The 26,750-nt window shown below is 74.7% G+C and carries 27 protein-coding genes; 9 read left to right on the top strand and 18 right to left on the bottom strand.

Translation table 11 applies throughout. The annotated features are described in order from the left end of the window. Positions 1-116 precede the first annotated feature (116 nt). The 7 genes from AB0F01_RS26390 to AB0F01_RS26360 form a co-directional block, all read right to left on the bottom strand. Positions 117-449, bottom strand: a complete 333-nt coding sequence (locus AB0F01_RS26390) for a TcmI family type II polyketide cyclase (RefSeq protein WP_362100571.1) — start codon at positions 447-449, stop codon at positions 117-119. A gap of 56 nt (positions 450-505) precedes the next feature. Beyond that, positions 506-988, bottom strand: coding sequence for an SRPBCC family protein (locus AB0F01_RS26385; protein WP_362100568.1), 483 nt, complete (start codon positions 986-988; stop codon positions 506-508). A gap of 2 nt (positions 989-990) precedes the next feature. Beyond that, positions 991-1,251: an acyl carrier protein gene (locus AB0F01_RS26380; protein ID WP_362100565.1), complete on the bottom strand. Its 261-nt coding sequence runs from the start codon at positions 1,249-1,251 to the stop codon at positions 991-993. 26 nt (positions 1,252-1,277) lie between these two features. Further along, positions 1,278-2,561, bottom strand: coding sequence for a ketosynthase chain-length factor (locus tag AB0F01_RS26375; protein ID WP_362100563.1), 1,284 nt, complete (start codon positions 2,559-2,561; stop codon positions 1,278-1,280). Further along, positions 2,558-3,826 carry a beta-ketoacyl-[acyl-carrier-protein] synthase family protein gene (locus tag AB0F01_RS26370; RefSeq protein ID WP_362100560.1) on the bottom strand — a complete coding sequence of 423 codons (1,269 nt, stop codon included), beginning with the start codon at positions 3,824-3,826 and terminating at the stop codon, positions 2,558-2,560. Before AB0F01_RS26370 ends, AB0F01_RS26375 begins: the two co-directional genes overlap by 4 nt. Beyond that, a complete protein-coding gene (locus tag AB0F01_RS26365; RefSeq protein WP_362100557.1) occupies positions 3,823-4,290 on the bottom strand; it encodes a cupin domain-containing protein in 468 nt (155 codons plus the stop codon). Before AB0F01_RS26365 ends, AB0F01_RS26370 begins: the two co-directional genes overlap by 4 nt. Positions 4,291-4,356: 66 nt before the next feature. Beyond that, positions 4,357-5,478 carry a SchA/CurD-like domain-containing protein gene (locus tag AB0F01_RS26360; protein WP_362100554.1) on the bottom strand — a complete coding sequence of 374 codons (1,122 nt, stop codon included), beginning with the start codon at positions 5,476-5,478 and terminating at the stop codon, positions 4,357-4,359. A gap of 249 nt (positions 5,479-5,727) precedes the next feature. Between AB0F01_RS26360 and AB0F01_RS26355 the strand changes: the two genes are divergently transcribed. Further along, positions 5,728-7,386, top strand: a complete 1,659-nt coding sequence (locus tag AB0F01_RS26355) for an FAD-dependent monooxygenase (protein WP_362100551.1) — start codon at positions 5,728-5,730, stop codon at positions 7,384-7,386. A gap of 23 nt (positions 7,387-7,409) precedes the next feature. Here the strand turns inward: AB0F01_RS26355 and AB0F01_RS26350 are convergent, their stop codons facing one another. Both AB0F01_RS26350 and AB0F01_RS26345 read right to left on the bottom strand, forming a co-directional pair. After that, entirely contained in the window at positions 7,410-8,381 is a 972-nt protein-coding gene (locus AB0F01_RS26350) for a hypothetical protein (RefSeq protein WP_362100549.1), read from the bottom strand. A gap of 312 nt (positions 8,382-8,693) precedes the next feature. Next, positions 8,694-10,139 carry a glyceraldehyde-3-phosphate dehydrogenase gene (locus AB0F01_RS26345; RefSeq protein ID WP_362100547.1) on the bottom strand — a complete coding sequence of 482 codons (1,446 nt, stop codon included), beginning with the start codon at positions 10,137-10,139 and terminating at the stop codon, positions 8,694-8,696. Positions 10,140-10,315: 176 nt separating this feature from the next. Here AB0F01_RS26345 and AB0F01_RS26340 point away from each other — a divergent pair, with 176 nt between their 5' ends. From AB0F01_RS26340 to AB0F01_RS26320, 5 genes are all read left to right on the top strand, one after another. Further along, positions 10,316-10,720 (top strand): SseB family protein, encoded by a 405-nt coding sequence (locus tag AB0F01_RS26340; protein ID WP_362100545.1) that lies wholly within the window; start codon positions 10,316-10,318, stop codon positions 10,718-10,720. 268 nt (positions 10,721-10,988) lie between these two features. Continuing rightward, positions 10,989-11,246: an ArsR family transcriptional regulator gene (locus tag AB0F01_RS26335; RefSeq protein WP_362100542.1), complete on the top strand. Its 258-nt coding sequence runs from the start codon at positions 10,989-10,991 to the stop codon at positions 11,244-11,246. 469 nt (positions 11,247-11,715) lie between these two features. Further along, positions 11,716-12,201, top strand: coding sequence for a CrcB family protein (locus AB0F01_RS26330; RefSeq protein WP_362100539.1), 486 nt, complete (start codon positions 11,716-11,718; stop codon positions 12,199-12,201). Beyond that, positions 12,198-12,572 (top strand): fluoride efflux transporter CrcB, encoded by a 375-nt coding sequence (crcB, locus tag AB0F01_RS26325; protein WP_362100536.1) that lies wholly within the window; start codon positions 12,198-12,200, stop codon positions 12,570-12,572. Before AB0F01_RS26330 ends, crcB begins: the two co-directional genes overlap by 4 nt. Before the next feature lie 138 nt (positions 12,573-12,710). Then, on the top strand, positions 12,711-13,643 hold the full coding sequence (locus AB0F01_RS26320; RefSeq protein WP_362100534.1) for a glutaminase: 933 nt from the start codon (positions 12,711-12,713) through the stop codon (positions 13,641-13,643). A 113-nt stretch (positions 13,644-13,756) separates the two neighbouring features. Here the strand turns inward: AB0F01_RS26320 and AB0F01_RS26315 are convergent, their stop codons facing one another. Next, positions 13,757-14,965, bottom strand: coding sequence for a serine hydrolase (locus AB0F01_RS26315; RefSeq protein ID WP_362100531.1), 1,209 nt, complete (start codon positions 14,963-14,965; stop codon positions 13,757-13,759). A gap of 273 nt (positions 14,966-15,238) precedes the next feature. Further along, complete coding sequence (locus AB0F01_RS26310; protein WP_362100528.1) at positions 15,239-15,679, bottom strand: nuclear transport factor 2 family protein; 441 nt, start codon at positions 15,677-15,679, stop codon at positions 15,239-15,241. A gap of 71 nt (positions 15,680-15,750) precedes the next feature. Here AB0F01_RS26310 and AB0F01_RS26305 point away from each other — a divergent pair, with 71 nt between their 5' ends. Together AB0F01_RS26305 and AB0F01_RS26300 are read left to right on the top strand one after the other, a co-directional pair. Beyond that, positions 15,751-16,404 (top strand): PadR family transcriptional regulator, encoded by a 654-nt coding sequence (locus AB0F01_RS26305; RefSeq protein WP_362100525.1) that lies wholly within the window; start codon positions 15,751-15,753, stop codon positions 16,402-16,404. Positions 16,405-16,447: 43 nt separating this feature from the next. Then, on the top strand, positions 16,448-17,176 hold the full coding sequence (locus tag AB0F01_RS26300; RefSeq protein ID WP_362100522.1) for a class I SAM-dependent methyltransferase: 729 nt from the start codon (positions 16,448-16,450) through the stop codon (positions 17,174-17,176). Between the two features lie 224 nt (positions 17,177-17,400). Here AB0F01_RS26300 and AB0F01_RS26295 read toward each other — a convergent pair whose 3' ends face one another. The 6 genes from AB0F01_RS26295 to AB0F01_RS26270 all read right to left on the bottom strand — a co-directional run bounded on the left by AB0F01_RS26295 (position 17,401) and on the right by AB0F01_RS26270 (position 23,084). Further along, positions 17,401-18,144, bottom strand: a complete 744-nt coding sequence (locus AB0F01_RS26295) for a GntR family transcriptional regulator (RefSeq protein WP_362100520.1) — start codon at positions 18,142-18,144, stop codon at positions 17,401-17,403. A gap of 130 nt (positions 18,145-18,274) precedes the next feature. Further along, the gene (locus tag AB0F01_RS26290) at positions 18,275-19,429 is read right to left on the bottom strand and encodes a serine hydrolase domain-containing protein (RefSeq protein WP_362100517.1); all 1,155 of its coding nucleotides are present in this window, start codon (positions 19,427-19,429) and stop codon (positions 18,275-18,277) included. A 365-nt stretch (positions 19,430-19,794) separates the two neighbouring features. Beyond that, entirely contained in the window at positions 19,795-20,763 is a 969-nt protein-coding gene (locus tag AB0F01_RS26285; RefSeq protein WP_362100514.1) for an acetylxylan esterase, read from the bottom strand. Between the two features lie 119 nt (positions 20,764-20,882). Next, complete coding sequence (locus AB0F01_RS26280; RefSeq protein WP_362100511.1) at positions 20,883-21,467, bottom strand: DUF3592 domain-containing protein; 585 nt, start codon at positions 21,465-21,467, stop codon at positions 20,883-20,885. A gap of 200 nt (positions 21,468-21,667) precedes the next feature. Next, entirely contained in the window at positions 21,668-22,387 is a 720-nt protein-coding gene (locus AB0F01_RS26275; protein WP_362100673.1) for a ferredoxin reductase, read from the bottom strand. A 91-nt stretch (positions 22,388-22,478) separates the two neighbouring features. Next, entirely contained in the window at positions 22,479-23,084 is a 606-nt protein-coding gene (locus AB0F01_RS26270) for a sulfite oxidase-like oxidoreductase (RefSeq protein ID WP_362100508.1), read from the bottom strand. A 680-nt stretch (positions 23,085-23,764) separates the two neighbouring features. On the opposite strand from AB0F01_RS26270, the gene AB0F01_RS26265 reads away from it, so the two are divergent. Beyond that, positions 23,765-24,568 (top strand): putative protein N(5)-glutamine methyltransferase, encoded by an 804-nt coding sequence (locus AB0F01_RS26265; RefSeq protein ID WP_362100670.1) that lies wholly within the window; start codon positions 23,765-23,767, stop codon positions 24,566-24,568. Here AB0F01_RS26265 and AB0F01_RS26260 read toward each other — a convergent pair. Further along, the gene (locus AB0F01_RS26260) at positions 24,540-26,618 is read right to left on the bottom strand and encodes a SpoIIE family protein phosphatase (RefSeq protein WP_362100505.1); all 2,079 of its coding nucleotides are present in this window, start codon (positions 26,616-26,618) and stop codon (positions 24,540-24,542) included. The two genes, AB0F01_RS26265 and AB0F01_RS26260, sit on opposite strands and share 29 nt — an antisense overlap. Between the last annotated feature and the right edge of the window lie 132 nt (positions 26,619-26,750).

Genomic DNA, 26,750 nt, shown 5'->3' with positions numbered 1-26,750 from the left:
ACGAGAGGTCCCGGGCGCACGAGAGGTCCCGGACGACCGGTCCGGCCGCACCCGCCCGCACCGAGGCCGCCGGCCCCGCGACGTACGCGGAACCGGCGGCCTCGGTGTGCGCTCCTCTAGGAGCCGCCGCGCTCCCAGTGGTAGAAGCACTGCGCCATGGCGTCCTTGGGGCCGCGCCAGGTGGCCGGGTCGTACGGGCTGACGTACGCCTCCAGCTGTTCGCTGATGCTGCGGAACTCCGGGTGCCCGGCCACCTTCGCGATGGCGGGCGCCGGGTCCTGCTCGGACTCGATGAGGTGCAGGTACACGTCGTCGCCGAACCGGAACAGCCGCCGCCGGCTCACCCCGACCAGGTGGGGGAGTTCCCCCCGGTCGGAGGCGGCGAACACGTCGGCGATCTTCGACTCCGACCCGGGAGCCATCCGGGCGACGATCAGGGCGTGGTGCATCGGTGGTGTCCTTCCTGGACCTCGGGCCTTCCCGGACCTTCCCGGACCGGTGTCTCTCAGCGGGTGGAGGCGACGGACGCGTCGTCCCGCTCGCGGGCGGCCTGCTCGATCCGGTCCCGGATGAGCGCCATCTGCGTACGCGAGTTGCGGTTGATGTTGTCCGTCATCCACGCGTCGTCGACGGGGGCGTCGGGCTTCATCGCGAAGTCCTGCGTCCAGCGCATCTGCACCCCGCCCGGCACGTCCGCGTACTCCCACAGGATGTCCATGTGGGCGAACGGGCCGGTCTCGACGCGGCGGGCCCGCACGGTCCGCGTGGCGCGGTCCGGGGTGCGCTCGGACACCCAGCTCCAGACCGTGCCGTTGTCGTCCGGGTGCATGGTCAGGCGGAACCGGGTGGTGTCGCCCTCCCGCGCGAGCACCTCGACGGAGGCGTACTCGCTGAACAGGTTCGGCCAGTTCTCCAGGTCGTTGGTCATCTCCCAGACGAGGTCGAAGGGAGCGTCGACGGTGATGCTGTTCTCGGTGTGTCCGGCCACGGTCAGGCTCCAGCCTTGAGGGTGTTGTTGACGAGGTCGAGGAACTCCCGGGGCGTCTTGCAGCGCTCCGAGTCCGGCGGCAGCGACCGGCCGTACCGGTTCTCCAGCTCGCCGACGATGCCGAGCAGGCCCAGCGAGTCCAGACCGAAGGAGTCGAAGGGGGACTCCGCGGCCTGCCTCAGCTCCTGCGGGTCGACGGTGATGCCGGCCGCCTTCTTCATCAGGGCGGCCAGTTCGTCGAAGGTCACTTCGGTGGTGATCATGCTGTCTGCTCCTTCCCCGCCCGGACCTACCGGGCGGACTCGCCACCGCGGCGCACGACCAGCGCCGCGTTGGAACCCATCAGTCCCCTGCTGAGGACCAGGGCGGTGCGCAGCTCGGCCGGGCGGGCCCGCGACGTCACCAGGTCGAGGTCGTGGCAGCCGGCGGACACGTTGGGGGTGGGCGGCACCTGGCCGTGCTCCATGGCGAGCACCGCGGCCACCGTGTCCAGCACCGGCGCCGCGCAGTGCGCCCGCCCGTAGCCGGTCTTGGGAGCGGTGACGGGGACCCGGCTGCCGTGGGCGCCGAGGGCGTCGGTGATCGCCAGCGCCTCGGCGCGGTCCGCCTCGGGCACGCCCATCGCGTCGGCGAACACCACGTCGACGTCCTCGGGGGCGCAGCCCGCCTCCGCCAGGGCACCCTCGATCGCCCGGGCGAGGCCCGCGCGGGAGTCCGCCCAGCGCGACGCCCCGGTGAAGGTGGCGGCGTGCCCGGCCAGGGTGGCCCGCACGGCGGCACCCCGCCGACGGGCCTGCTCCTCGTCCTCGACGACGAGCAGGGCGCCGCCCTCGGCGGGCACGAAACCGCACGCCGCCTCGGTGAACGGGAGGTAGGCCCGCTCGGGCTCCTCGACGGTGCTCAGTTCGGGGTAGCCGAGCTGGCACACCATCGAATAGGGGGCCAGGGGCGCCTCGGCGGCGCCGACCAGCATGGTGCCGGTGCCCCGCCGCACGTCACGCGTGGCGTGCGCGAGGGCGTCCAGCCCGCCGGCCTCGTCGCCGGCCACCACACCGCAGGGCCCCTTGAAGCCGCCGCGGATGGAGATCTGGCCGGTGCTCGCCGCGTAGAACCAGGCGATCGACTGGTAGGGGCCGACGAACTTGGGGCCCTGGCCCCAGAGTTTCTGCAGCTCCCGCTGGCCGAACTCGCCGCCTCCGGATCCGGCGGCGGTGACCACCCCGACGCCGAACGGCTCCGCGGGGTCACCGCTGCCGAGCCCGGCGTCGTCGAGGGCGAGGGAGGCCGCCGCCATCGCGAAGTGGCTGAACCGGTCCGTCTGCACGAGGAACCGGTCCTCGATCAGGTCCGCCGCGTCGAAGCCGCGAACCTCGCCGGCCACCCGCAGCGGCAGGTGGTCGCAGCCCTCCCGGGTGATCCGGTCCAGTACGACGACGCCCTCGCTGACGGCCTTCCAGAACGCGTCGGTGCGCGTGCCGTTGGGCGCGATCACACCGATGCCGGTGACGGCGGCGCCCCGGGGAGGCCGGCCGCGCAGGCCGCCCTGTGTGCGCTGTGTGCGCTGTGTGCTCATGGAGTCCTCCCGCCCGGCCCGGTCAGCAGCACCGCGGACTGGAAGCCGCCGAACCCGCTGCCCACGGAGAGCACGTGGTCCAGCTTCCGCGGACGGGCGGTGCGCGGCACGTAGTCCAGGTCGCACTCCGGGTCGGGGGTCTCGTAGTTCGCCGTCGGCGGCACCACCTGGTGCTTCAGCGCCAGGACGCAGGCGACCACCTCGATCGCGCCGATCGCGCCCAGGGAGTGCCCCACCATGGACTTGATGGAGCTCATGGGCGTGTCGTGGGCGTGCGCGCCCAGCGACCGCTTCACCGCCGCCGTCTCGTGCCGGTCGTTCTGGCGGGTGCCGGAGCCGTGCGCGTTGACGTAGTCGATGCGCGTGGGATCGATCCGGGCCTGCTCCAGCGTGCTGTCGATGGCGCGGGCCATCTCCAGACCCTCACTGGTCAGCCCGGTCATGTGGTAGGCGTTGCCGAAGGTGGCGTACCCGCCGATCTCGCAGAGGATCTCCGCGCCCCGGGCCCGGGCGTGCTCGTAGTCCTCCAGGACGAGCACCGCGGCGCCCTCGCCCATGACGAAACCGTCGCGACGGGCGTCGAAGGGACGGGAGGCGTGCGCGGGATCGTCGTTGTTGGGCGACGTCGCCTTGATGGCGTCGAAGCACGCCATGGTGATCGGCGATATGGGGGAGTCGGACGCCCCCGCGATGCAGACGTCCGCGCGGCCCTCGGCGACGGTGTGGAAGCCGTAGCCGACCGCGTCGAGCCCGGAGGTGCAGCCCGTGGAGACGGTCTGCACGGGGCCCCGCGCGCCGAAGCGTTCGGCGACGACCGAGGCGAGGGTGCTCGGCTGGAACGCCAGGTGCAGCTTCGGCTCGGCCGCCCGGTGGTCGACGTCCCAGCGGCTGCCGTGCTCGCTGACCCGGACGTAGTCGTGCTCCAGCCGGGTGGTGCCGCCGACCGCGCTGCCGAGACTGACCGCGGTGCGCCAGGGGTCGGCGGGGGACGAGTCGAGCCCGGCCTCCCGCACCGCCTCGTCGGCCGCGACCGCCGCGAACTGGATGTAGCGGTCCGCGTGCTGGCACAGCTCCGGATCGAGGCCGTGCTCGAAGGGATCGAAGTCGCACTCGGCGGCTATGCGGGAGCGCAGTCCCGCCGGGTCGAACAGGGTGATGCCGCGGGTGGCGGTGCGGCCGGCTGCGAGGAGGTCCCAGAACGCCGTCGTCCCGGTACCCCCGGGAGCGACCACACCGATACCGGTGACGGCCACTCGCCGGGTCATTTTATGGCCCCACTGGGCTCGGACGGCCGCCCGTGCTCGGGCCCGCCGACCGTGAGCTGCGGCCCGGCCTCGCTGGAGACGTTCTCCTCGGTGTCGACGTGGCCCAGGCTCGGGTGCGGGGCCAGCGGACCGAGGTGGAAGACCATGCGGGCCTCCTCGTCACCGACGTTGCGGAAGCGGTGCCGCATGTCGACGGGGATCAGCAGGCCCTGCTCGGCGCGCAGCGCGAACGGCTCGCCGTCCAGGTCCACCTCGAGCGCGCCGCTGACGACGTACACGAACTCCTCGGAGTACGGGTGGTAGTGCTCGCCGATGCGCTCACCGGGCTTGATGATGGCCAGCCCCATGAACCCGCTGGTGGAGCCCACCGTGGCGGGCGTGAGGAGGGTCCTGAGGTCACCGCCGCGCCGGCGGTTGGGTTCCGTCTCGCTCAGGTCCACGATGCGTGGATGATGCTTGGACATGATGGGTACCTCCGGTTGGTGCGGGACGCCGGGGCGTCGACGGCCCGGCGTCGCCGCGGTTGACCGTCAGGAAGCCGCCGCGCTGCGGTCGGTGACCGGCATCATGTCGGCGTGCGACAGGAGCCGGTTGAGGGTGCGCTCCGAGTCCAGGGAGCCCTCGACGCCGATCGCGGCGCCGTCCAGCAGCCGCTCCAGTTCGGCGGCCTTGCCGGCGCCCTTGATGCCGAGGGCGGCGTGCGGGTCGAGGTCGAGGTCGCCGGTGACGTCGACCAGGCGGACCACGATGTCGTCGCGCTGGAAGACGGTGCTCGCGTACACCGGGCCGGACGGGTCCTCGGCCGCGGCCTCGTCCTGGTGGGCGAGGAACCGGGCGAGGTCCGTGCCGCGGCCGGTGACGGCCGGGTAGTACAGCATGTGCCGCCGCAGCCCGGCCGGTTCCGGTCCGCCGGACACCACGTGGTGCACGGCGGGCAGCGCGGCGCGGGTGAAGAACACCCGCGCGGAGTCGGGGTCGGTGAGGTCCCGTTCCTGCTCCAGGTACGGGTCCAGGGCCTGCTCGACCGCCCGCACCCCGGGCTGCTTCGCCACGTGCCGCAGCGCGGCCAGCAGGTCGCCCTCCACCTCCACGGCCCGGACGACCCGGTTGCCGTGCATGAACAGGGAGGTGCGGCGCAGCCGGGTGGTCTCGTCGACCCGGGCCTCGGGGGACTCGTACCCGGCCAGGAGTTCGGCGACCTTCGACTCGGAGCCCGGCTTCACGGTGAACGTCAGGGCGTGGCGGGCCACTCCGTCGCCCACCCGCACGGCGGTCTGCAGGCCGGCCGCGGCGCCCGCGTCCGACGGCTGGTCGCGGTGGGTCTCCCGCAGCACGGTGTAGCGCATCGAGCGGGTGTCGCGGACGCAGCTGTGCATCGGCCGGACGGTCTCCACGTGCTCCTCGCTGTTCACCCAGGCGAGGAACGGCGGGGCGCTCTCCCACTCGCTGGTGATGAGCCACTGCGAGGGGTTCTCGATGGACTGGCAGAGCTGGTCACTGATGTGACCGGGGACGGAGGCGACCTTGCTCCGCATGTGCTCGTACGCGTCGAGGAACTGCTGCTGCGCTCCCTCGTACAGGTCGAGCAGCAGGATCACCCGCAGCCTGGAGCCGTCGAAGGCGGACTGCGATATGCGTCCCGACATGGTCATCCGGCACACCTCTCCTCTTCTTCGCGGAAGTACAGCTCGAGGGTCAGGAACGACCGCCTGTCCGAAGGGGGCCGGGGTCGCCATGCCTCGATGGTCGACGCGGCCCCCACAGGGCGCGAGCGACACGGTGCACCCGGGTGAACCCCGCGCCAACCGGGTGCCGCGGCGACGCGCGCCCCTCCCCGCCGGGCATGTAAGGGGGCGTCCCGTTCCGCAGCCCCGCGCGGGCGATGCTGGAGGCGCTCTGTCATGAACCGAATCGAAGAGGCCGGCGAGGTCGGGCACCGCACGCCCGTCCTCATCGTCGGCGGCTCGCTCGTGGGCCTGTCCACCTCCCTGTTCCTCGGACGCCTCGGTGTCCCCCACACGCTGGTCGAACGCCACGCCGGCACGTCCGTGCACCCGCGCGGGCGCGGCAACAACGTCCGCACCATGGAGCTGTTCCGGACCGCGGGCGTCGAGGACCGGATCAAGCGGGCCGCGACGGTGCTGGCGGACAACCACGGCATCCTGCAGACGCCGAGCCTGACGAGCGACGCGGGCGAGTGGCTGTTCCGCGAGATCGACCCCGGCGGCGGCCTGGCCCGCTTCAGCCCCACCGCCTGGTGCCTGTGCAGCCAGAACGACGTCGAGCCCGTGCTGGTGGAGGCGGCCCGCGAACTCGGCGGCGACCTGCGCTTCCACACGGAACTGATGTCCTTCGACCAGGACGCCGACGGGGTCACCGCCCGGGTCAAGAGCCGGGACACCGGCGAACACACCACCATCCGGGCGGACTACCTCGTCGCCGCCGACGGCCCGCGCAGCCCCGTCCGCGAGCGCCTCGGCATCGCCCACAACGGCCCCGGCGACCTGTTCCACAACGTCAGCATCACCTTCACCTCCCGCGACCTCGCCGACGTGGTGGGGGACCAGCGGTTCATCGTCTGCTACCTGACCGGCGAGGACGGGGACGGGGCCCTGCTGCCGGTGGACAACCGCGAGCGCTGGGTGTTCCACGCCCCCTGGCACCCCGAACACGGCGAGACGCTGGAGGAGTTCACCGACGAGCGGTGCACCGCCCACATCCGGCGGGCCGTCGGCGTACCCGACCTGGACGTCACCATCACCGCCCGCGCCGCCTGGCACGCCGCCGAGCGGGTCGCCGAACGGTACGCCGACGGCCGGGTGTTCCTCGCCGGCGACTCCGCCCACGAGATGTCTCCCACGGGGGCCTTCGGGTCCAACACCGGCATCCAGGACGCCCACAACCTCGCCTGGAAGCTGGCCGCGGTGCTCGACGGCTGGGCCGGGCCGCGGCTGCTGGACTCCTACGACGCCGAACGCCGGCCCGTCGCCGAGGCCACCAGCGCCCGCGCCTCGTCACGCTCGGTCGAGCACAGCCACCCCGGCTACACCCCCGCCGAACAGACGGGCGGGCCCGGCGGACGCAAGGGCGGCATCCTCAACGTCGCCCTGGCCTACCGCTACCCCCGGGGCGCGGTCCTCGGCACCGACCCCGCCGCGCCCGTCGTCCCCGACGGGGTACGGCTGACCGGCGAGCCCGGCAGCCGCGCCCCGCACCTGTGGCTGGAGCGGGACGGCGCGCGCCTGTCCACGCTGGACCTGTACGAGCGCACGCCCGTCCTGCTGAGCGCCGCGGGCTCCGCATGCCCCTGGCACGCGGCGGCGGACCGGGTGGCGCAGCGGCTGTCCGTGCCGCTCACCTCGTACCGGGTGGGCGACGGACCGGACACCGATCTCCGGCCGGCGGACGGCGCCGACTGGGCGGCGGCGCACGGCATCACCGCCGGCGGCGCGGTCCTGGTACGCCCCGACGGGTTCGTGGCCTGGCGTTCCGAGGGGCCGGTCACCGACCCGGAGGCGGCGCTGCGCGAGGCCGTCGGGACGGTCTTCGACCGGCACTGACCGCGGGGGGCGGCCGGGCGGCGTCAGTTCCCGCCGATGCCTCCCTGCCGCCCCCGCTCCGCCTTCGCCTGGTGCTGCTCGAACCGCTGCACCGCCGGGCCGTCGACGTCCCAGGGCCACGGGGTGACGGTGCCCTGGAGCACCTGGAAGACGTGGTGCGCGTCGGCGGCCCGCCCGGCCGCGCACAGCGCGTACGCCAGCACGTTCAGGTCGGCCAGCGCCGCAGCGTGCTGGAAGAAGCCGGGCTTCGCCCACAGCCCGGCGGCCTGCTCGACGGCCGCCGCGATCTGCCCGCCGTCCCACAACTGGCCCGCGGTCATGGCCCGCACCCCGCCCTGCGCCAGCAGGCCCTGGTACTGGCGGACGGCGGCCGTGATCTCGATCGCCGCGCAGGGCGCGTTGGCGGGGATGCGGGTGCGCACCACGTCGATGAAGTCCAGCACCGACGCGCTCGAACCGCCCTCCTCCGGCGAGAGGTAGGCGAGCATCTGCACGTACGCCTCACGGTGCCAGCGGTCGCGGGCCGTGGCCTCCCGCCAGATCGCGTTGACGTCGTTCTGCGCGTACCGCTCGACGCGGGCCAGGCCGAGCAGGACCACCCAGGGCGTCGGGTCGGCGGGGTCGGCCTCGGCCGCCCGGTGGCACTGGTGCACCAACTGGGCGGCGTCCTCCACCCGACGGTCGCGCAGGCCGCGCGCCAGGCCGACCCAGGAGTGGAACACCAGCGCGTCGGCGTTGTCCGGCTCGCGGTCCAGCCAGGCAGCGGCCAGCTCGGTCCCGGCCACCGCCTCCGCCAGCACGGACGCGCGGTGGCTGCGACGGTCCCAGTCGTCGCCCGCCTCCCGCAGCAGCGTGGCGACGACCGACACCTCGGGGGCCCGGCCCCCGCCGACTCCCCGCTTGCTCAACTGCTTCAGACCGCGGGCCAGGTCGGCGTCGTCGAGGGCGGGAACGATACGGGGACGTCGGCTGGTGCGACTGCTGAAGAGGGACATGCACGCAGCGTAGGAAGTGTTTCGCGCTCGGCAAGCGTTACCGGGTGATCGTTACCGATCTGGACCCAGGGGTTCGCGTACCGTCACCGATCCGGGCGGAGCGATTCCGTCCGGACCGGTGACGATCACCCGGTACCGGGCGCGAGGGAAGGTGACGACAGGACCCAGGGCGCTCGCGCCCGCCGTCGCCGCCTCGGACGCGGGGACGCCCCCGGTGCGGGACCGTGACCGGGGGCCACGGTCCCGCACCGGGGGTGCGCACCGGCGGATCGGCGGATCGGTGGGATCGGCGGACCGGTGGGACGTCCGGCGTCAGACCGCCGGGGCCGGGTAGGTCGGGTACTCCACGCCCGAGACGTGCTGGACGACCCGGACGACCTGGCAGGAGTAGCCGAACTCGTTGTCGTACCAGAGGTAGAGGATCGCGTTGTCGTCCTCCACCTTCAGGGCGCCGGCGTCGACGATGGACGCGTGGCGCGAGCCGATGAAATCGCTGGAGACCGCGTCGGGAGCGCTGATGAAGTCGATCTGACGCTTCAGCGGCGAGGTCAGCGACACCTTCCGCAGGTGGTCCAGGACCTCCTGACGGTTCGTCGCCCGGCCCAGGCGAAGGTTCAGGATGGCGATGGAGACGTCGGGCACCGGAACGCGGATGGAACTGCCGGTGATGCGCGCCTTGAGGTCCGGCAGCGCCTTAGCGACGGCCGAGGCGGCGCCGGTCTCGGTGATCACCATGTTCATCGGCGCGGAACGGCCGCGGCGGTCGGACTTGTGGTAGTTGTCCAGCAGGTTCTGGTCGTTGGTGAAGGAGTGGACGGTCTCCACGTGTCCGCTCAGCACGCCGTACTCGTCGGCCATCGCCTTCAGCGGCGGCACGATCGCGTTGGTCGTGCAGGAGGCGCAGGACAGGATCTGCTCGTCCGGCTTGAGGGTGTCGTGGTTGACCCCGTGCACGATGTTGGGCACATCGCCCTTGCCGGGCGCGGTCAGGACGACCTTGTCGACGCCGGGGCGCAGGTGCTGCGAGAGGCCCTCGCGGTCGCGCCACTTGCCGGTGTTGTCGATCAGGATCGCGTTCTTGATGCCGTACGCCGTGTAGTCGACCTGTGAGGGGTCGTTCGCGTAGATCACCTTGATGCTGTTGCCGTTGGCGACGATCGTGCTGTTCGCCTCGTCCACGGTGATCGTGCCCTGGAACTGCCCGTGCACCGAGTCGCGGCGCAGCAGCGAGGCACGCTTGACGAGGTCCTGCTCACCGCCCTGGCGGACGACGATGGCGCGCAGCATCAGGCCGTTGCCGGAGCCGGACTTCTCGATCAGCAGCCGGGCGAGGAGCCGGCCGATGCGGCCGAAGCCGTAGAGGACCACGTCGCGCGGTTCACGGCGGTCGATCTTGTTCGCACCGGTCGCGCCCGCCACCGCCTCCGCGGTGAACTCGGCCACCGACAGGCCGCGGTCGTCCGTCCGGTACGTCGCGGCCAGCATGCCGAGGTCGATCTGGGACGGGCCGAGGTCGAGCGCGGTGAGGGCCTTCAAAAACGGCAGCGTCTCGGTGACGGAGAGTTCCTCGCCGGCGATCTGCCGGGCGAAGCGGTGGGTCTTGAGAATGCTGACCACCGACTTGTTCACCAGAGAGCGGCTGTGCAGCAGGACGGTGACGTCCCGCTCGCGGTGCAGCTTCCCGATGATCGGGATCATCGACTCCGCGATCTCCTCGCGGTGTTGCCAGGCGGTGAACGAGTCTTCGTTGACAGTCACAGGATCATCTTTCGAGCTAGACGGCGCTCATATGATAGCCATGCGTTTCAGGGGAGCGGCAGGGGGTCGGTTCCGCAGGGTTGCGCCGTCGCGGACCGGGTACGCGTGCAGCACCCGCGCCCGGAAACGATCTTGATCCGGGCGGTCGCACGCACCTCCGCCAGCAGGGATCTGTCATGGAAACACCCGCGCACGAGAACAACGCCCCCACGCCCGCGCAGCGCGCCCTGGACGCGCTCGCGCACGACACCGAGGACACCGCCGCGCTGGACGCCCTGGCGGACAGCGACGTCCTGATCCCGGTCCCCGACGACACGGGCGACGAGGAGGCGGCCGACCCCGGTGCCGTGGCACTGCCGGTGCTGGAGCAGCCCGGCGGCACCCAGGTGGTCCCGGTGTTCACCTCGGAACTGGAGATGACCGGGCTGCTGCCCTTCGTCTCCCGCTACCGGCTGGTGCCGCTCGGAGCGCTCGCCGCCCAGTGGCCGGCCGAGGAACTGTCCCTCACGATCGACGGCAGCTCCGAACACAGCCTCACGCTCACCTCCGAAGGCGTCCGCACCCTGCTCGCCCGCCCCTGAGGCACCGTCCACCCCCGGTCGCCCGGGCGACCGCTCCCCGTCGGCGGGTCGCGATGCACCGCACCGCTTGCCGCGTCCTGCCGCGTCGCCGGGGAGGTCGTCCGGTTCGTGGCGCCGCTGACCGCCGCCAAGAGGGCCGCATCGGCCAACTTGGGTACTCCGCAACGACATCGACCCGCCAAGCGCCCCCGAGCCCGGGACAGCGGGACCCGGACTGCGCGACAGTGGAGGAGCCCGCAGAGCGGCACCCGCGGTGGAGGTGGACGACATGCTGAGGACTCCCGTCGACGGGACACGGCTGCACATCCTGATGTGGCTCAAGCACCCCGAACTCGCCGAGAGGGGCGCCACCGCCGACGCCGTCGCGGCCCGTTTCCGGATGCCCGACCCGGTGGCCCGCACCCACCTCGGACTCCTCGCCGCGCTCGGCCTGCTGCACGTCGACCGCGCCGACGGCGCACCCCGCTACCGGCGGGACGAGGTACGCATCGCCGAGGTGGCACGCCTGGTCGAGAAGGGCTGGTAGCGCCCCGCGCGCACGCGCCCCGGCCGTCCGCAGCCATCGGTGGGCCGACGGAGCAGACGGGCAGACAGGCCGGATCGGCCGGGCAGACGGGCAGACGCAGAACAGCCGGAGCACCGGCCCACACGGCGCGCCCCCGCCCGCGGACCTGTCGTGCTGCGGCGGGCGGGCGGGTGGGCTGGCCGGCCGGACCGTCGGCCGCTGTGGCAGGTCCGCGTGGGCGGACGGCCGGAGCGCGACGGCGGAGGACGGCCGGACCAAGCCCGTCCGGCTGGTCCGGTCCGTCCGCTCGCCCCCCGGCCGCCCCGGACGGCCATGCGGTCCGCCGCGTTAGGCTGGGGACCGCCGTGGGCCCGCCCACGGCACGGCGGTGGGGCCCGCCGTCCCGAACCGCGCACCGCCGCCGACGGTCCCTGCTCATGACCGCGCCCGGACGACGCCCGGGCCGCCCGCGAGTAGGAGACGCGCCCCGGTGACACCCCCGCCCAGCGCACGCCCCGTCCGGGCCGTGCGGTTCCCCGGCCTCCCGGTCCTGGCCGTCGTCGCCCTCGGCGGAGCGGCGGGTGCCGCCGCGCGCCACGCGGCCACGCTGTGGTGGCCCGTCGCGCCGGACCGCTTCCCGTGGACCACCCTCGGGGTCAACGTCCTCGGCTGCGCCCTGATCGGGGTGCTCATGGTGACGGTCACCGAGGCCCGCGCCGTCCACCCGCTCGTCCGGCCGTTCCTCGGCACCGGGTTCCTGGGCGGCTTCACGACCTTCTCGACGTACACCGTGGACGGCCTGCGCCTGATCGAGTCGGGGCGCGCGGGCCTCGCGCTCGTGCTCCTCGCGGGCACGCCGGTCGCCGCGCTGGCCGCCGTGTGGACGGCCACCGCGGCTACCCGCCGCGTCCTGCGGGTGGCCGCCCCCGGTCCCCTCCGCAGGGCGCCGGAGCCCACCGGCGGGGGCGCCCCGTGACCTGGCTCCTCGTCGTGCTGGGCGGGATGGCCGGCGCGGTCCTGCGGTACCTCACCGACCACGCGGTGCGCTCCCGGCACGACAAGGCGTTCCCGTGGGGGACGTTCCTCGTCAACGTCACCGGCTGCCTGGTCCTCGGTCTGCTCACCGGCGCGATCGCGGCGGGCGCCGCCGGCCCCCGGCTCGGGCTGCTGCTCGGCACCGGCTTGTGCGGGGCCCTCACCACGTACTCGACCTTCTCCCACGAGACGCTCCGGCTGGCCGAGTCCGGCGACCGGCTGCTCGCGGCCGTCAACGTCACGGCGAGCGTCGTGACCGGCACGGGCGCCGCCTTCGCGGGCGCCGCGCTGGCCCGTCTCCTGTGGGCGTAGGGCCTCGCTCGGCTGGGCCCTGCCCGGCGGGTCGTGCCCCGGGTCCGATCCCGCTCACCAGCGCTCGAGGGAGCCGCTGATCGCCAGCTGCTCGGTCCCGGACAGGCCCCGGCGGCGGCGCGCGGGGGAGCGCGCACAATGGGGATCATGACGACGTCCATGACCTTCCTGCCGGTGCTGGAGCGCATCGCGGAGGAGATCGAGCGCACGCCCGGCCGGGGCGTTCCCGCCGGCTACATCCCGGCCCTCGCGGCCCGCGACCCGCGTCGCTTCGGCATGGCCGTCGCCGAACTGGACGGCACGGTGTACGGGGTGGGGGACTGGCGGGAGCCCTTCTCGGCCCAGTCGATCACCAAGGTCTTCACCCTGGCGCTGGTGCTGGCCCGGGAGGGCGACGTCCTCTGGGAGCACGTCGGCCGCGAGCCGTCCGGCAACCCCTTCAACTCGCTGGTGCAACTGGAGTACGAGGACGGCATCCCGCGCAACCCGTTCATCAACGCGGGCGCCCTCGTCGTCACCGACCGGCTGCACACGCGGACCGGCGACGCGGCCGGGGAACTCCTCGCCCTGCTGCGGGCCGAGAGCGGCAACCCCGGCCTGGACTTCGACCTGGAGATCGCCGCCTCCGAGGACGCCCACGGCAACCGCAACGCGGCCCTCGCCCACTTCATGGCGTCCTACGGCAACATCGACAACCCCGTGCCGGTCCTGCTCGACCAGTACTTCCGGCAGTGCTCCGTCGCCGCGTCCTGCGGGGACCTGGCGTCGGCCACCTCCTTCCTGGCCCGGCACGGTCTACGCGCCGACGGCACCCGCCTGCTCAGCCGCAGCGAGGCCAAGCAGGTCAACGCCGTGATGCTGACCTGCGGGACCTACGACGCGGCCGGGGACTTCGCCTACCGGGTGGGCCTGCCGGGCAAGAGCGGGGTGGGCGGCGGGATCATCGCCGTCGTGCCGGGCCGCTGCACCCTGTGCGTGTGGAGCCCGGGCCTGGACGAGCACGGCAACTCGGTGGCGGGCGTGGCCGCCCTGGACCGTTTCACCACCCTGACCGGCCTGTCGGTCTTCTGAGCCGGGTGGGCCTCCGGCCCAGGTTTCCCTCGTGGCCGGTCGGCCTGCGACGCCCCTCCCCGTCCCGGTATCCCGTGGCGGGGCCCCGGTCGTCGGGGCCCGGGCGCGCCGGCTCAGTCGCGCGGGGCCGGGCCGAAGAGCAGGCGCAGCACCAGCGCCACGGCCGCCGCTCCGAGCAGCGCGGCACCGGCGACGGTCCAGGCCACCGGACGTCCGGGGGTGCCACCCGCGTCCCCGGCCGCGGCGGCGCCGACGGGACGGGCCTGGGGGCCCGCCGCCGCGGCGGCCTCGGTGGCGCCCTCGGTGGCCCGCCCGGCGTCGAGCGAACCGACCGGGTCGACCCGCCCGGCCGCCTCGAACCCCCAGTCGAGCAGGGAGCGCGCCTCCTCGTACACGGCGTGCCGGTGGCCCGAGCGGGGGTTCATCACCGACACCACCAGCGTGCGCCCGTTCCGTCGGGCCGCGGCGATCAGCGTGTGGCCGGCGTGTGTGGTGTAACCGTTCTTGATCCCGACCAGACCCCGGTAGGGCCGCACGCCGTCCGCGCCGGTGAGCAGGCGGTTGGTGTTGAGGATGCCGTACGACCCTCCGTCCCGGCCGGGGAAGCGGGCCTCGGCGCGGGCGCAGTACCGGGCGAAGTCGGGGTTGCGCAGCCCCGCCCGGCCGAACACCGCCAGGTCGAACGCCGAGGACACCTGGCCGGGCGCGTCGTACCCGTCGGGCGACTTCACCCGGGTGTCGCGGGCGCCCAGGGCGCGCGCCTTGGCCTGCATGCGTGTCACCGTGGCCCGCTGCCCTCCGTTGAGGGCGGACAGCACGTGCACGGCGTCGTTGCCGGAGCTGAGGAACACGCCGTTCCACAGATCGGAGACCCGGTAGGCGCGGTCCTCGGCCACCCCGACCAGACTGCTGCCGGCACCGATCCCCTCGAGTTCCTTCGCGCTGACCGTGTGGCGCAGCCCGCCCGGCAGGATGGGCAGCAGGGTGAGCGCGAAGAGTGCCTTGAGGGTGCTGGCCGGAGGCAGTTTCCGGTGCGCGTCGTGCCCGGCCAGCACTGCTCCGGTGCGGGCGTCGGCCACCAGCCACGACCGGGCGGACAGGTCCGGGACATCGGGGGCCCCGGCGCGGGGACGGACCTGGGTGCCGCTCCGGTACAGCAGCGCCGCCGGAGCGGCCGCGGCGGTGGCCCGGCCGTCCGGCGGTCGCAGGTCGGTGCCCGCCCCCGGACGGGCGGTCGCGGCGGCCGGCCCGGCCGCCAGCAGGCCGGCCGCGCAGAGGGCGCACCCGGCGGCGACGGCCCGCGAAGCAAATCCGATCGTCATCCCGCCAACGTAGAAACGGACCGGAGCCGCACCGCGCTGCCCGGGCCGGGCGAGGTCCCCGAGCACCCGGATGCCGCACGCCACTCCTCCCCGGCGGGATGCCGGGGCGCGGCGAGAACGCCGGGGCGGCCGGGGACGGCCGGGGTACCGGGGGCGGTCGGAGGCGGGGCGAGAACGCCGGGGCGGCGGGGACGGCCGGGGTACCGGGGGTGGTCGGAGGCGCGGCGAGAGCGCCGGGGCGGCAGGGTGCGGCCGGTGAGCGTCCGTCGGGCCTCAGGCCGGGTCGGCCGCCTGCCCCGCCTGCCCCGCCTGCCCGGTCTGCCCGGCCTGCCCGGCCTGCCGGGCGATCTGTTCGAACCGCGCGCCCATGGCCGCCGCCAGCGCCTGCGCGCCCGACAGCGGGCGGACCATCACCGTGAACGAGTCGATCAGCCCGTCGTCGTCGACGTGGAGGAAGTCGCACCCCTCGATCTCCCGGTCGCCGACCCGTGCGGTGAAGACGAGGGCGTGGTCGCGGCCCCCGGCGTCGTCGATCGCGCGCACATAGCAGAAGTCCTCGAAGACCTCCGCCACCGCGCGCAGGATCGCGGCGGTGATCGCCCGGCCCGCGTACGGCTTGAACACCACCGGGCTGGTGAAGACGACGTCCTCGGCCAGCAGGGCCACGGCGGCATCCAGGTCGTGCGCCTCCACCGCCTCGCGGAACGCGCGCATCGGATCTCCCTCATAGTCAACTAATTGAATAGGTGCGGAAGAGAATAATCACCCGCCGCTACCCTGTCCACATGTCGCTCAAGTACGCCGTGCTGGCCGCGCTCCTGGAGGGCGAGGCGTCGGGCTACGAACTGTCCAAGCTCTTCGACGTCTCGTTCGCCAACTTCTGGGCCTCCACGCCCCAGCAGCTCTACCGGGAACTCGAACGGCTCGCCGGGGACGGACTCATCGAGGCCCGGGTGGTCCGGCAGGAACGCCGCCCGGACAAGCGGATGTTCTCCCTCACCGAGGCGGGCCGCGCGGGACTGGACGACTTCGCCGCGACCCCGCCCCGGCGCCCGACCGCCATCCGCGACGAGCTGCTGATCAAGATCCAGGCCATGGACGGGGTCCCGCCGGAGGCGACCCGGGCCCTCGTCGAGGAGCGCAGGGACTGGGCCCTGGGCAAGCTGGCCCGCTACACCCGGGTGCGCGAACGCCTCCTGGACGGCCGCACCGAGGAGGAGTACCTCCGGGAGGCCGACCGGGTGGGCCCGTACCTCACCCTGCTCGGCGGCATCGGCTTCGAGGAGGAGAACCTGCGCTGGTGCGAGCGCGTCCTCACGGTCCTGGCCGTCCGCGCCCGCGAGGAGCCGGCTCCGGCACAGCCCGGGGCCACGGGGTGGAGCCCGGCCGGCGCCGGGGTCCGGGTGACGGACCCTCGGTCGGCGCCGGGCCCCGGGTGACGGACCCTCGGCCGGTGCCGCGCCCGGGTACTAGGCTGAGCCGATGTTCAGCCCCGAAGGCCCCCGGTTGCGCGAACTCGCCGTCCAGGCGCTCTCGTCCGTGGAGCACGGCTACGACCTCCTGGCGCCGAAGTTCGACCACACCCCCTTCCGCACCCCCGACGGGCTGCTGCACGCCACCGCCTCGGCGCTGCGCCGGACCGGACCCTTCGACCGCGGGCTCGACCTGTGCTGCGGCACCGGCGCGGGCGTGGAGGTGCTGGCCGGGCTGTGCCGCGGACGCGTCACCGCCGTCGACTTCAGCGCCGGCATGCTGACCGTGGCGCGCGAGCGGACCCGTCCCGGCGGGCCGCCGGTCGACTGGGTGCGCGCCGACGCCCGGGCCCTGCCGTTCGGCCGGGTCTTCGACCTCGTGGTGAGCTTCGGAGCCCTCGGCCACTTCCTGCCGGACGAGGTGCCCGGGTTGTTCGCGCAGGTCCACTCGGTGCTGCGGCCGGGAGGCCGGTTCGCCCTCCCCGTCGTCGCGCCGCCCCGGCCCGGCACGCCCGCCCACGCCGTACTGCTCGGCTTCGACACGGTGATGCGGGTGCGCAACGCCCTGTGGCGCCCGCCGTTCGTCATGTACTACCGGGCCCTGCGCTTCGGCGACCTCGTGCGGGCCCTGCAGGAGGCGGGGTTCCGGGTGGAGTTCCAGCCGCTCCCCGAGTTCGGGCGACGGCCCGACGGCAGTCCGCGAGTGCGCCTGGTCGTCGGTGTGCGCCAGGAGGCGTGACCGGCGGGCCGTGGTTCCCCGGGGTGTGACGCCGGGGAGTCGTCGGCGTACGTGCGGAGGCGTGACGCACGCGCCGTAGCGCACGCGCCGTGACGCACGCGCGCGTCGTGACGCACGCGCCGTGACGCCCAGGAACGTGACCTGAGGGGGGTCCCGGGCGTGCCCGCGGGGCGCGTCCGATCGTGTCCGAGCCGTCGCCGCCCCGACGGCCGGCCCCGCTCACGTCACACGGCGGCCGGCAGCGTGAACTCGTAGACCAGGGCGTCCTGCTGGCTGTCGACGACCAGTTCGGTGATCTCCAACGGCCGCGCGTACTGGTCGTGCACCCGCCGGGTGACCCGCACCGACGGCGTGCCCGCGATGCGGGAGATCGTGTCGCGGTGGTGCAGGGTGAGACCGGCCCGGCGCAGCCAGTCGTAGGCGCGCCGCAGCTCGGCGGCGGCTGTGCCGTCGGCACGCCCGCGGTAGCGGGCCAGCTCCGGCACCTCGGCGAGCGCCGTCGCGGAAAACGATGTCACCGCGGTCCGCTGCTCCCGCCCGTCCGCCGACGCCGACCAGTAGCGGTGCACCAGGGTCGGCCGGGCGGGTGCCAGGTCCAACACCTCCGCGTGACCGGGCGGCGGATGCTCCCAGGCGATCGTCGCCCGGGCCACCGCCCCCCGTCCGGCGCACCGCGCGCCCACCGGGAACGTGAGGGAGGCGGGCGTCTCCACCGGCAGGCCGGGCAGGGTGGCGTGGCTGCCCCGCCGGTCGGTGGCGACCAGACCGTCGCGGCGCAGCACCTCCAGCGCCTGCCGTACGGTCTCCCGGCTGACGCCGAAGTGCCCGGCCAGTCGGCGCTCGCCCGGCAGTCGCTCGCCGGGCGGGATGGTCCCGGCGTGCAGCTCGCCGAGCAGTTCCGTAGCGATCCGCCGGTACAGGGGTTCGCCGTCGGCCGACGCGGGGTCCTGGGGGGTGGTGCGGGTCATGCCGCGCCTCCTGATGGTGACGTTCCGTATGCGCTCGGGATCGGTGCGCCATCACATCTACCATTGGTCTAAACCAGCAGGGAAGAGCAATCCTCTACTTCGGCCGAAACCGCACCCGGCGCCGCCCGCCTCACAGGGCCCCGTGGACGGCGTCGATCAGGGCCGTCTTGCGGGGGTCGTCGGCGATGTGGGGCCCCATCCGGTTCATCACGTACCCCATCGACACGCCGGCCTCCGGGTCCGCGAGCCCGCACGAGCCGCCGAACCCGTCGTGTCCGAAAGCCCGCGGGTTGGGGCCGTACGAGGCGTGGGGTCCGCTGAGCCAGAGGCCCAGCCCGATCTCGGTGTCCCGTCCGAAGCCCGCGCCCAGCACCAGGTCCCGGCAGGGGCCCTGCCCCTCGCGCACCCGTTCCGCCGCCCCGGCCGACAGCAGCCGGCGGCCCTCGCGCGGGTCGCGCCCCATGAGCACGCCGTACAGGTCGGCGACGGCCCGGGCGGTGCCGTGCCCGTTGGCGGCCGGTATCTCCGCGGCCCGCCACGCGGGGGTGTTGGCGGTGGCCGCGCCCGCGAGCGGATTCGCCAGCGCGGCGAGCGCGACCGGCGCCGGCGCGGCCCGCTCCCCGCCCGGCGCGGCCGGATCCTGCACCAGTTCGGCGATCCGGCCGGCGTCCTTCTCGGGGCGGCCCACGGTGAAGTCGATACCGAGGGGGCCGGTCACCTCCCGCTCCAGGAAGGCGCCGGGCAGCAGCCCCGACACCCGCCGCACGACCTCGCCGACGAGGTGACCGTACGTCAGAGCGTGGTAGCCGGACCGGGTGCCGGGCTCCCACCAGGGCTCCGTCGCGGCCAGCCGGCGCGTGGTCAGGTCCCAGTCGTAGAGCTGCTCCAGGGTGTGCGGCTCGCGCAGCCCCGCCAGACCGGCCCGATGGGACAGCAGGTGGCGGACCAGGACGTCCTCCTTGCCCGCGGCTGCGAACTCCGGCCAGTACGCGGCCACCGGGGCGTCGAGGTCGAGCAGCCCCCGGTCGGCCAGCAGGTGCGCGCACAGGGCCACCGGGCCCTTCGTCGTGGACCACACGTTGACCACGGTGTCCCGCTCCCAGGGTCGCGTGCGGGCCGCGTCCGCCCACCCGCCCCACAGGTCCACCACGGTCCGGCCGTCCACCGTCACGGCCACCGCGGCGCCCAGTTCCCCCCGCGCCCGGAAGTTCTCCTCGAACGCCTCCCGCACCGCCGCGAAACGCGGGTCGCAGTGACCGTGAACCAGAACCTCGTGCTCGGACATGGGCCCTCCGTGGCCGTCGTGGAGCCCCGGGCTCCGACGACGCGGCCCGGCGCAGCCCAGAACATACCGACTGGTCGGACCGTGAGGAAGGGGCGGCAGGAAAGGGGCCGTGAGGAAGAGCCCGCGAGGGAGGGTCCGCGAGGAAGGGCCGGCAGGAAAGGGACCGTGAGGCCGAGTCCGCGAGAAAGGGCCGGCAGGAACGGGACCGTGAGGCCGAGTCCGCGATCGCGAGTCGCTCCGGGACGGCCAGGGCCGTCCGGTCGCCTGGGACCGCGAGGAAGGTCGGGCCCCGGCGGCGGAACCCATCCGCCCGCCGCCGGACACGGCACACCCCGCGCGGGGCGACGCTCACCCGCCGGCGGCCGTCAGGCGTACGCGCGCATCCAGCGCAGCTTGACCGCCTCGTGGAACGCTCCGCCGCCCTCGTGGTCGTTGAAGTCGTACACCTCGATCGACTTCTCCTCGTGCGCCCAGGAGTTGAAGGCCGCGAACACGGTCGAGGGCGGGCACGTCTGGTCCTCCAGGGCCACCGCGAACAGCGCCGGCGCCCGCCCGCGGGCCGCGAAGTGCACACCGTCGAAGTACGCCAGGGTGCGCAGCGCGTCGTCGGTCCGTCCCGGGAGCCCCTTGAGGAACAGCCCGATCTCCCGGTACGGGGGCCGGTCGGTCAGCGTCACCGCGCGCGGGAAGTCGCAGAGGAAGGGCACGTCCGGCGCCACGCCCGCCAGGTCCGGCAGCAGTCCGCCCACCGCCAGCGCCAGCCCCCCGCCCTGGCTGGAGCCCACGACCACGGTGCGGTCCGCGTCCGTCAGCGGGTGCGCGCGGGCCGCCTCCACCGCGCGCACGGCGTCCGTGAACACCCGTCGGTAGTAGTACTGCGCGGGGTCGTGGAGGCCGCGGGTCATGAACCCGGGGTAGGCGGGACCGCTGCCCACCGGGTCGGGGGTGCCCTCCGCGGGCCCCCAGGCGCCGCCCTGGCCCCGGGTGTCCATCACGAAGTGCGCCCGGCCGGTGGACGCCCACAGCAGGTGCTCGTGCGGCAGACCGCGGCCCCCGCCGTAGCCGATGAACTCCACGACCAGCGGCAGCGGCCGGTCGGCACCGGCGGGCAGCGTCAGCCAGCCCTTGACCGGGTGCCCGCCGAAGCCGGCGAAGGTCACGTCGAACACCCGCACCGTGGACAGCTCCGTGTCGACCTCCTCGAAGCGGGCGTCCAGATCGTGCGCGTGCGCCTCGGCGAGCGTCTTGGACCAGAAGGCGTCGAAGTCCGCGGGCTCCGTGCCGGACCCGCGGTACTCGCGCAGTCCGTCGAGGGGAAGGTCGAACCGGGCCATCAACTACCGCCTCCGTCAGTGAAGTACGCGTACACGATCACACCGTACGGACGCCGTGCGGGACCCCGCCAGGGCCCGTTCCGCCACCCGGTCGGAGCCGGGGCCGTCCGGCCACCCGGTCAGACACCGCGCCGGGTCCACTCGGGGCCCGTGCGGGCCCAGTCCCGCTCCCACTCGGCCAGCCGCCGGCGCATCGCCGCCGACCGCACGGCGGCGTGCACCACCAGCACCGCGGCCGCCGCCCCGCCCGCGGCGAAGCCGCCCACGCCGACGGCGTGCTGCCAGGCCGTGGCGGCGTCCACCGGGGGCGGCACGTTCCGACCCCGGGAGTCGAACCACACGTGCACCCGGTCGCCCGCCCCGGCCGTGGCGGGCACCCGTGCCTCGGCCTCGCGGACGCCGCCGTCCGGGTCGGTCCAGCGCACGGTCGCCCGGTAGGCGTGACCGCGCTCCAGGGTGGCGGGGCGCGCGTCGGTGGCCCGGCCGGTGACCTCCACGGCCACCCGCTGCCGTTCCGCGCGCTGCTCCGCCGCGGCGGTCCGGGCGTCGACGTACGCCCACCGGGCCGCGACCACGCCCACCAGCGGGGCGCCCACGGCCACCAGCACGGCGACCACCAGGGCCGTCCACGCCTCGACGGCGTCCGACCGGCGCCGCAGCGGACTGCCCCGCAGCAGCCGGCCCCTCACCATCGGCGTTCGCATCCCGGCCTCCCCAGCCGTCGTCGCACCGTCGACCCACCGTCGTCCCACCCGTCCGCCGGGCCGGACAGCGGATGCGCGGACCGCGCCGCGACCCCCGTGGCGCGGGCCGCGCACCCGCCCGCCGACCCTCCGCAGGGGTGCCCGGACGCTCGGCGCCGAAACCGGCGGCGTCCCCGGCCGGCGCCGGCGATCGGCACCGTTCAGCCGAAGCGCTCGATGCGGATCCGGTCCACCGGCTGACCGGCGGCCACCAGCAGCCCGGCGGCGTGCTCCGCGAAGGAGTTGGAGCCGCACACGTACGCCTCCCACCCGCCGGGCGGCGGCGCGGCCAGAAGCGGGGCGACGTGACGGGCCGTCAGCCGGCCCACCGGCACCCCCGGCGGGGCGCTCCGGGTGAACACCGGGGTGGTCTCCGGGCCGTACTCGCGCGCGTAGATCAGGTCCTCGGGGCCGCGCGCCGACACCAGCAGCCGCAGCGGCACGGACAGGCCGCGGGACCGGTGGTGCCGCACCATCGACATGAGCGGGACCACCCCGGACCCGGCGCCGAGCAGCAGGGCGGGCCGGTCGCCGGGCCAGGCGAAGAAGCCGCTGAGGGGGCCGCGCATCTCCACCCGGTCACCGGGCCGCGCCACGGTGTGGAACCAGCCCGACACCTCGCCGTCCGCCACCCGGTCCAGGGTCAGCTCGACGTGCCCGGGGTCGTCCGGCGCGGAGGCGATGGAGTAGTGCCGCTGGGCCACGTAGCCGTCGGGGGCGGTCAGCCGCACCATCAGGTGCTGGCCCGGCACGTGCGGCGACCAGTCCGGCACGGCGAAGCGGAAGGTCGACGCCCGCGGGGTCTCCCGGCGGATCTCCGTCAGCGTCGCCGTCCGCCACCGGGACGCGGTCCCCTCGTTCACCGCGATCCGCCCGGGCACGGCGAACCGCGTGGGCGGCACGAGGCCCTCCCGCGCGGTCGGCGCGGTGCGGGAAGCCTGCTGGGTCCCGGGAGTCCGCCGGGCCGTCGTCTCAGTCACCGGAGTACCGCTGTTCCTCCCACGGGTTGCCCCGCGGGTGGTAGCCGTTGCCCTCCCAGAAGCCCGGCTCCTCCCGGTCGACCAGGCGCAGGCCGGCGACCCACTTCACGCTCTTCCAGAAGTACAGGTGCGGCACCACCAGGCGCGCCGGGGCGCCGTGCTCGGGCGTGAGCGGCTCGCCGTCGGCGTCCCAGACGATCCAGGCCCGCCCGCCGGTCACGTCCGCCAGCGGCAGACTCGCGGTGTAGCCGGTGTGCGCGTACGCGATGACGTGACGCGCGGTGTCCAGGGGCCGTGCCTCGTCCAGGAAGGCGTCCAGGGACACGCCCCCGAACCGCACCCCGAACTTCGACCAGCCCGTCACGCAGTGGATGGCCCCCTCGTACGCCGAGGCCGGCAGGGCGTGCGCCTGGTCCCAGTCCCAGGTGCGCGGCCGGGCGACCAGCCCGTCGACGCGGAACGTCCAGTCGGCGGGCGCCAGGTCCGGGGTGACCTCGGCCGACAGCACGGGCCAGGTGTCACGGGCGTCGTACTGGCCGGGCGGCAGGCCGGGATCGGCCACGCGGGGGCGGCCGGTGAAGCCTCGGGTGATGTTCACGTGATCAGTGGTTCCGTTGCGGGTGCGGGGTGTTCCAGGGTCCCACGGTACGGGGTGCGGGGTGATCGTCGCGGCGGTGCGGGGACCGCGCGGCGTCCGGTACTGTGACGGTCCGGCCGCGCGCGGGCGCGGCCTGTGGAGCCGGGGAGGTGGGACCGATCACCGCTCGTTCAGGTCGGGCGCACCCGCCTCGCAGGGCCGCGGAACACCGGCTGTAGGCGACCGCGGGGGAGCGTCCCACGGCTCTCGAAAGGCCCACCGCCATGCAGTCCCAGCCGCCCGTGGACCCGCTGTCCTCGTCCGCGGACCCGCTCTCCGGCACGAGGCCCGCCTCGCCACCCGCGGCGCCCATGCCCGTCCCGTCCGCGGACCCGCTCTCCGGCACGGGGACGCCTCCGTCACCCGCGGCGCCCACGCCCGCCCCGTCCCTGCCACCGACCGGGGTACCGGCTCCCGACGGTGCGTCGTCCCAGCGCCCCGCCTCCGCCCCGGGCGGTCCGCCCGCGCCGGGCCCGGCGCCCGACTCCTCGCCGTCCGCCGGGGGCCCGCCGCTCGCCCCGTCGCCCGTCCAGCGTTCCGCCGACTCCGCGCCGCTCGTCCAGCGTTCCGCCGATTCGGCGCCGCTCGTCCCGCCGCTCGTCCCGACGCCCGGCCCCTCCTCCCGGGACGCGGTCGCGGCCGTGCTGCGGGCCGCGGGCTGTGTGTTCGCCGAGGACGAGGCCGAGCTGATCCTCGCCACCGCGCGCACCGACCGGGAGGCCGCCGCGCTGGCCGGGCGCCGCGCCCGCGGGGTGCCCCTCGAACAGGTCGTCGGCTGGGCCGGCTTCCGGGGCCGCCGCATCGGGGTCGTGCCCGGGGTCTTCGTACCGCGCCGGCGCACCGAGTTCCTCGTGTCGCAGGCCCTTGCACAGGCACCGGACGCCTCCGTCGTCGTGGACCTGTGCTGCGGCTCGGGCGCCATCGGGGCGGCCCTGGCCGCCGAACTCGGCGACGTGGAACTGCACGCCGCCGACCTCGACCCGGCGGCCGTGCGCTGCGCCCGGCGCAACCTCGCCGGCACCGGCGGCCTGGTCCACACCGGTGACCTGTTCGAGGCACTCCCGCGCCGGCTGCGGGGCCGGGTCGACGTGCTCGCCGCCAACGTGCCGTACGTGCCCACCGGCGAGATCGGCCTGCTGCCCCCGGAGGCCCGCGACCACGAGCCGCTGGTGGCGCTCGACGGCGGGGCGGACGGCCTGGACGTGCTGCGCCGGGTGGCCGCCGGCGCCCCGGACTGGCTGGCGCCCGGCGGGTGCCTGCTCATCGAGACGAGCCGACGGCAGACCCTCGCGGCGACCGAGGCGTTCACCGCCGCCGGCCTGCGGACCCGCTCGGCCGTGGCCGAGGAGGAGGACGCCCACGTGGTGATCGGGGTGGCGCCCGGTCCGGGCGGCCCGGCGCACGGGCCTCGGGCGGTCAGTCCGGGGTCGTCGCCCGGGCGATGAGCAGGGCCACGTCGTCGAAGTTGTCGGGCTCGTGCAGGGTGCGCAGGAGGAGGTCGCACACCTCCTCCAGGGGCAGGTCGGGGCAGTCCAGCAGGGTGAGGAGCCGGTCGAGCCGTTCGTCCAGCGGGTGCCGCCGCGTCTCCACGAGCCCGTCGGTGTAGAACACCAGCCGGTCGCCCGGCTCCAGGCCGACGACGGTGGTCGAGAAGGACACCCCGCCCACCCCGAGCGGCACCCCCGTGGGCAGGTCGAGCAGCTCCGGGGCGCTCCCGTCCCGCACCCGCACCGGCGGCAGGTGCCCGGCGTTGGCGATCAGGCACCGCCGTCGCGCGGGATCGTGGACGGCGTACACGCAGGTGGCGATCGCCTGGTCGAGGTCGCCGGAGATGCGGTCCAGGTGTTCCAGCAGCGCCGCCGGCTCCAGGTTGAGGGAGGCGAGGGTGTTGGTGGCGGTCCGCAGCCGGCCCATGGTGGCCGCGGCCGGGATGCCGCTGCCCATCACGTCCCCGACGACCAGCGCGGTCCGCTCGCCGGCCAGCGGGATCACGTCGAACCAGTCGCCGCCCACCTCGCTGGTTGCGCCCGCCGGCTGGTAGCGGGAGGCGAGTTCCAGCCCGCCCGTGCGGGGCGGGAGGCTGGGCAGCAGACTGCGCTGGAGGGTGAGCGCGGTGGCGCGGGCGTTCTGGTACCAGCGGGCGTTGTCGATCTGCACGGCCGCCCGGGAGGCCAGTTCGCGCGCCAGCAGCAGGTCGTCGTCGCCGAACGGCAGCGGATTGCCGCAGCGCTTGAGGTCCAGCGCGCCCAGCACCTCGCCGCGCGCGATCAGCGGCACGGCGAGGTAGGAGTGGACGCCGGCCCGCCTGAGCAGTTCGGCGGCCTCGGGGGAGCGGGCGATGCGCGGCAGGTCCGCGTCCTCGACCACCGGGACCATCACCGGCCGGGCCGTGCGCACGCACTCGGTGACCAGCCGGTCGGGCGCGTAACGGGCCATCCCGCCCGGCGGGTCGGCGGCCCGCAGGGCGTCCGGCGCCCGGTCGCCCTGGACGGCCAGGGCCCGGATCACCGCGGGTTCCCCCGGACCGAGGGTGCTGCGACGGCCCCGGACCACCGCGTCCAGAAGGTCCACCGCCGCCACGTCGGCGAGTTCCGGCACCGCCACCTCGGCCAGCTCGCGGGCCGTGCGGTCCAGGTCCAGGGTGGTGCCGATGCGGGCCGAGGCGTCGGCGATGACGGCCAGCCGGCGCCGGGCGGCCTCGGCCTCGACCCCGGCCCGGTACTGCTCGGTGACGTCGACCACCGACAGGGCGACGCCGAGCACCGTGCCGAGGGCGTTCTCCAGCCGGTACAGCGACACCGTCCAGGCGTGGTCCTCGTCCGGGTCGGCCGGCGTGCGCCCGACGGCGGACCGGTCGATGACCGGCTGCCCGGTGTCCAGCACCTGGCGGGCCGCGTTCTCCAGGACGTCGATGTCCAGCTGGGGCAGCACCTCGCGGACCGTGCGTCCCAGGTGCTTCGCGGCGGGGATGCCGTTGATCTGCTCCAGCGCGGGGTTGACGGACACGTACCGCAGGCGCGTGTCGAGCACGGCCAGCCCGATGGGGGACTGGGCGACGATCCGGGTGGACAGCGCCACGTCCTGTTCCAGCCGCCGTACCGTCGACTGGTCGACCGCGAGGCCGAGGGCGTAGACCTCGCCCTGGTCGTCCAGCAGCCGCATGTTGCGGAACTCCACCAGGCGGGTGCCGCCGTCCTTGCGCCGGATGGGGAACGCGCCCGCCCAGCTCTGCCCGGTGCGCATCACGTCGGCGAACAGGTCGACGACCATGTCCAGGTGCTTCTCGTGCACCATGATCCGGGCCGCGTACTGGCCCAGCGCCTCGTGCACCGTGTACCCGAAGAGTTCCTCGGCCTGCGGGCTCCACAGGACCACGCGCCCCTCGGCGTCCAGCACCACCGAGGCCACGCCCAGCACGTCGAGGAGCCCGCTGGGGCGCACCGGCCCCCGCTCCGGGCCGCCGTCCCCGGCCGGGGGTGCCCCGGCTGCACTCATCCCATGCCCGCCTTCGCCGCTCGGGCCGACACCTCGTCGCGCTGCCGGCTTCCCTTGTTCTACCGCGCGCGGGGGCGATTTTCCGCCGCTCTGCCGGCCCGGTTTCCAGCTTCTCGCGTTCCGGTGCGGCTC

Origin of the sequence: Streptomyces sp. NPDC029526, from assembly GCF_040637405.1 — a bacterium.
Taxonomy (GTDB): Bacteria; Actinomycetota; Actinomycetes; order Streptomycetales; family Streptomycetaceae; genus Streptomyces.
This window is presented reverse-complemented; position numbering and strand designations above follow the sequence as displayed.

Bases quoted from the DNA above. Each gene is read 5' to 3' on its own strand.
- AB0F01_RS26365 (WP_362100557.1), bottom strand. From the start codon at position 4,290: ATGTCCAAGCATCATCCACGCATCGTGGACCTGAGCGAGACGGAACCC.
- AB0F01_RS26295 (WP_362100520.1), bottom strand. From the start codon at position 18,144: ATGACCCGCACCACCCCCCAGGACCCCGCGTCGGCCGACGGCGAACCC.
- AB0F01_RS26260 (WP_362100505.1), bottom strand. From the start codon at position 26,618: ATGAGTGCAGCCGGGGCACCCCCGGCCGGGGACGGCGGCCCGGAGCGG.
- AB0F01_RS26280 (WP_362100511.1), bottom strand. From the start codon at position 21,467: ATGCGAACGCCGATGGTGAGGGGCCGGCTGCTGCGGGGCAGTCCGCTG.
- AB0F01_RS26315 (WP_362100531.1), bottom strand. From the start codon at position 14,965: ATGACGATCGGATTTGCTTCGCGGGCCGTCGCCGCCGGGTGCGCCCTC.
- AB0F01_RS26310 (WP_362100528.1), bottom strand. From the start codon at position 15,679: ATGCGCGCGTTCCGCGAGGCGGTGGAGGCGCACGACCTGGATGCCGCC.
- AB0F01_RS26320 (WP_362100534.1), top strand. From the start codon at position 12,711: ATGGGGATCATGACGACGTCCATGACCTTCCTGCCGGTGCTGGAGCGC.
- AB0F01_RS26380 (WP_362100565.1), bottom strand. From the start codon at position 1,251: ATGATCACCACCGAAGTGACCTTCGACGAACTGGCCGCCCTGATGAAG.
- AB0F01_RS26370 (WP_362100560.1), bottom strand. From the start codon at position 3,826: ATGACCCGGCGAGTGGCCGTCACCGGTATCGGTGTGGTCGCTCCCGGG.
- AB0F01_RS26300 (WP_362100522.1), top strand. From the start codon at position 16,448: ATGTTCAGCCCCGAAGGCCCCCGGTTGCGCGAACTCGCCGTCCAGGCG.
- AB0F01_RS26360 (WP_362100554.1), bottom strand. From the start codon at position 5,478: ATGACCATGTCGGGACGCATATCGCAGTCCGCCTTCGACGGCTCCAGG.
- AB0F01_RS26390 (WP_362100571.1), bottom strand. From the start codon at position 449: ATGCACCACGCCCTGATCGTCGCCCGGATGGCTCCCGGGTCGGAGTCG.
- AB0F01_RS26355 (WP_362100551.1), top strand. From the start codon at position 5,728: ATGAACCGAATCGAAGAGGCCGGCGAGGTCGGGCACCGCACGCCCGTC.
- AB0F01_RS26340 (WP_362100545.1), top strand. From the start codon at position 10,316: ATGGAAACACCCGCGCACGAGAACAACGCCCCCACGCCCGCGCAGCGC.
- AB0F01_RS26350 (WP_362100549.1), bottom strand. From the start codon at position 8,381: ATGTCCCTCTTCAGCAGTCGCACCAGCCGACGTCCCCGTATCGTTCCC.
- AB0F01_RS26335 (WP_362100542.1), top strand. From the start codon at position 10,989: ATGCTGAGGACTCCCGTCGACGGGACACGGCTGCACATCCTGATGTGG.
- AB0F01_RS26290 (WP_362100517.1), bottom strand. From the start codon at position 19,429: ATGTCCGAGCACGAGGTTCTGGTTCACGGTCACTGCGACCCGCGTTTC.
- AB0F01_RS26285 (WP_362100514.1), bottom strand. From the start codon at position 20,763: ATGGCCCGGTTCGACCTTCCCCTCGACGGACTGCGCGAGTACCGCGGG.
- AB0F01_RS26305 (WP_362100525.1), top strand. From the start codon at position 15,751: ATGTCGCTCAAGTACGCCGTGCTGGCCGCGCTCCTGGAGGGCGAGGCG.
- AB0F01_RS26375 (WP_362100563.1), bottom strand. From the start codon at position 2,561: ATGAGCACACAGCGCACACAGCGCACACAGGGCGGCCTGCGCGGCCGG.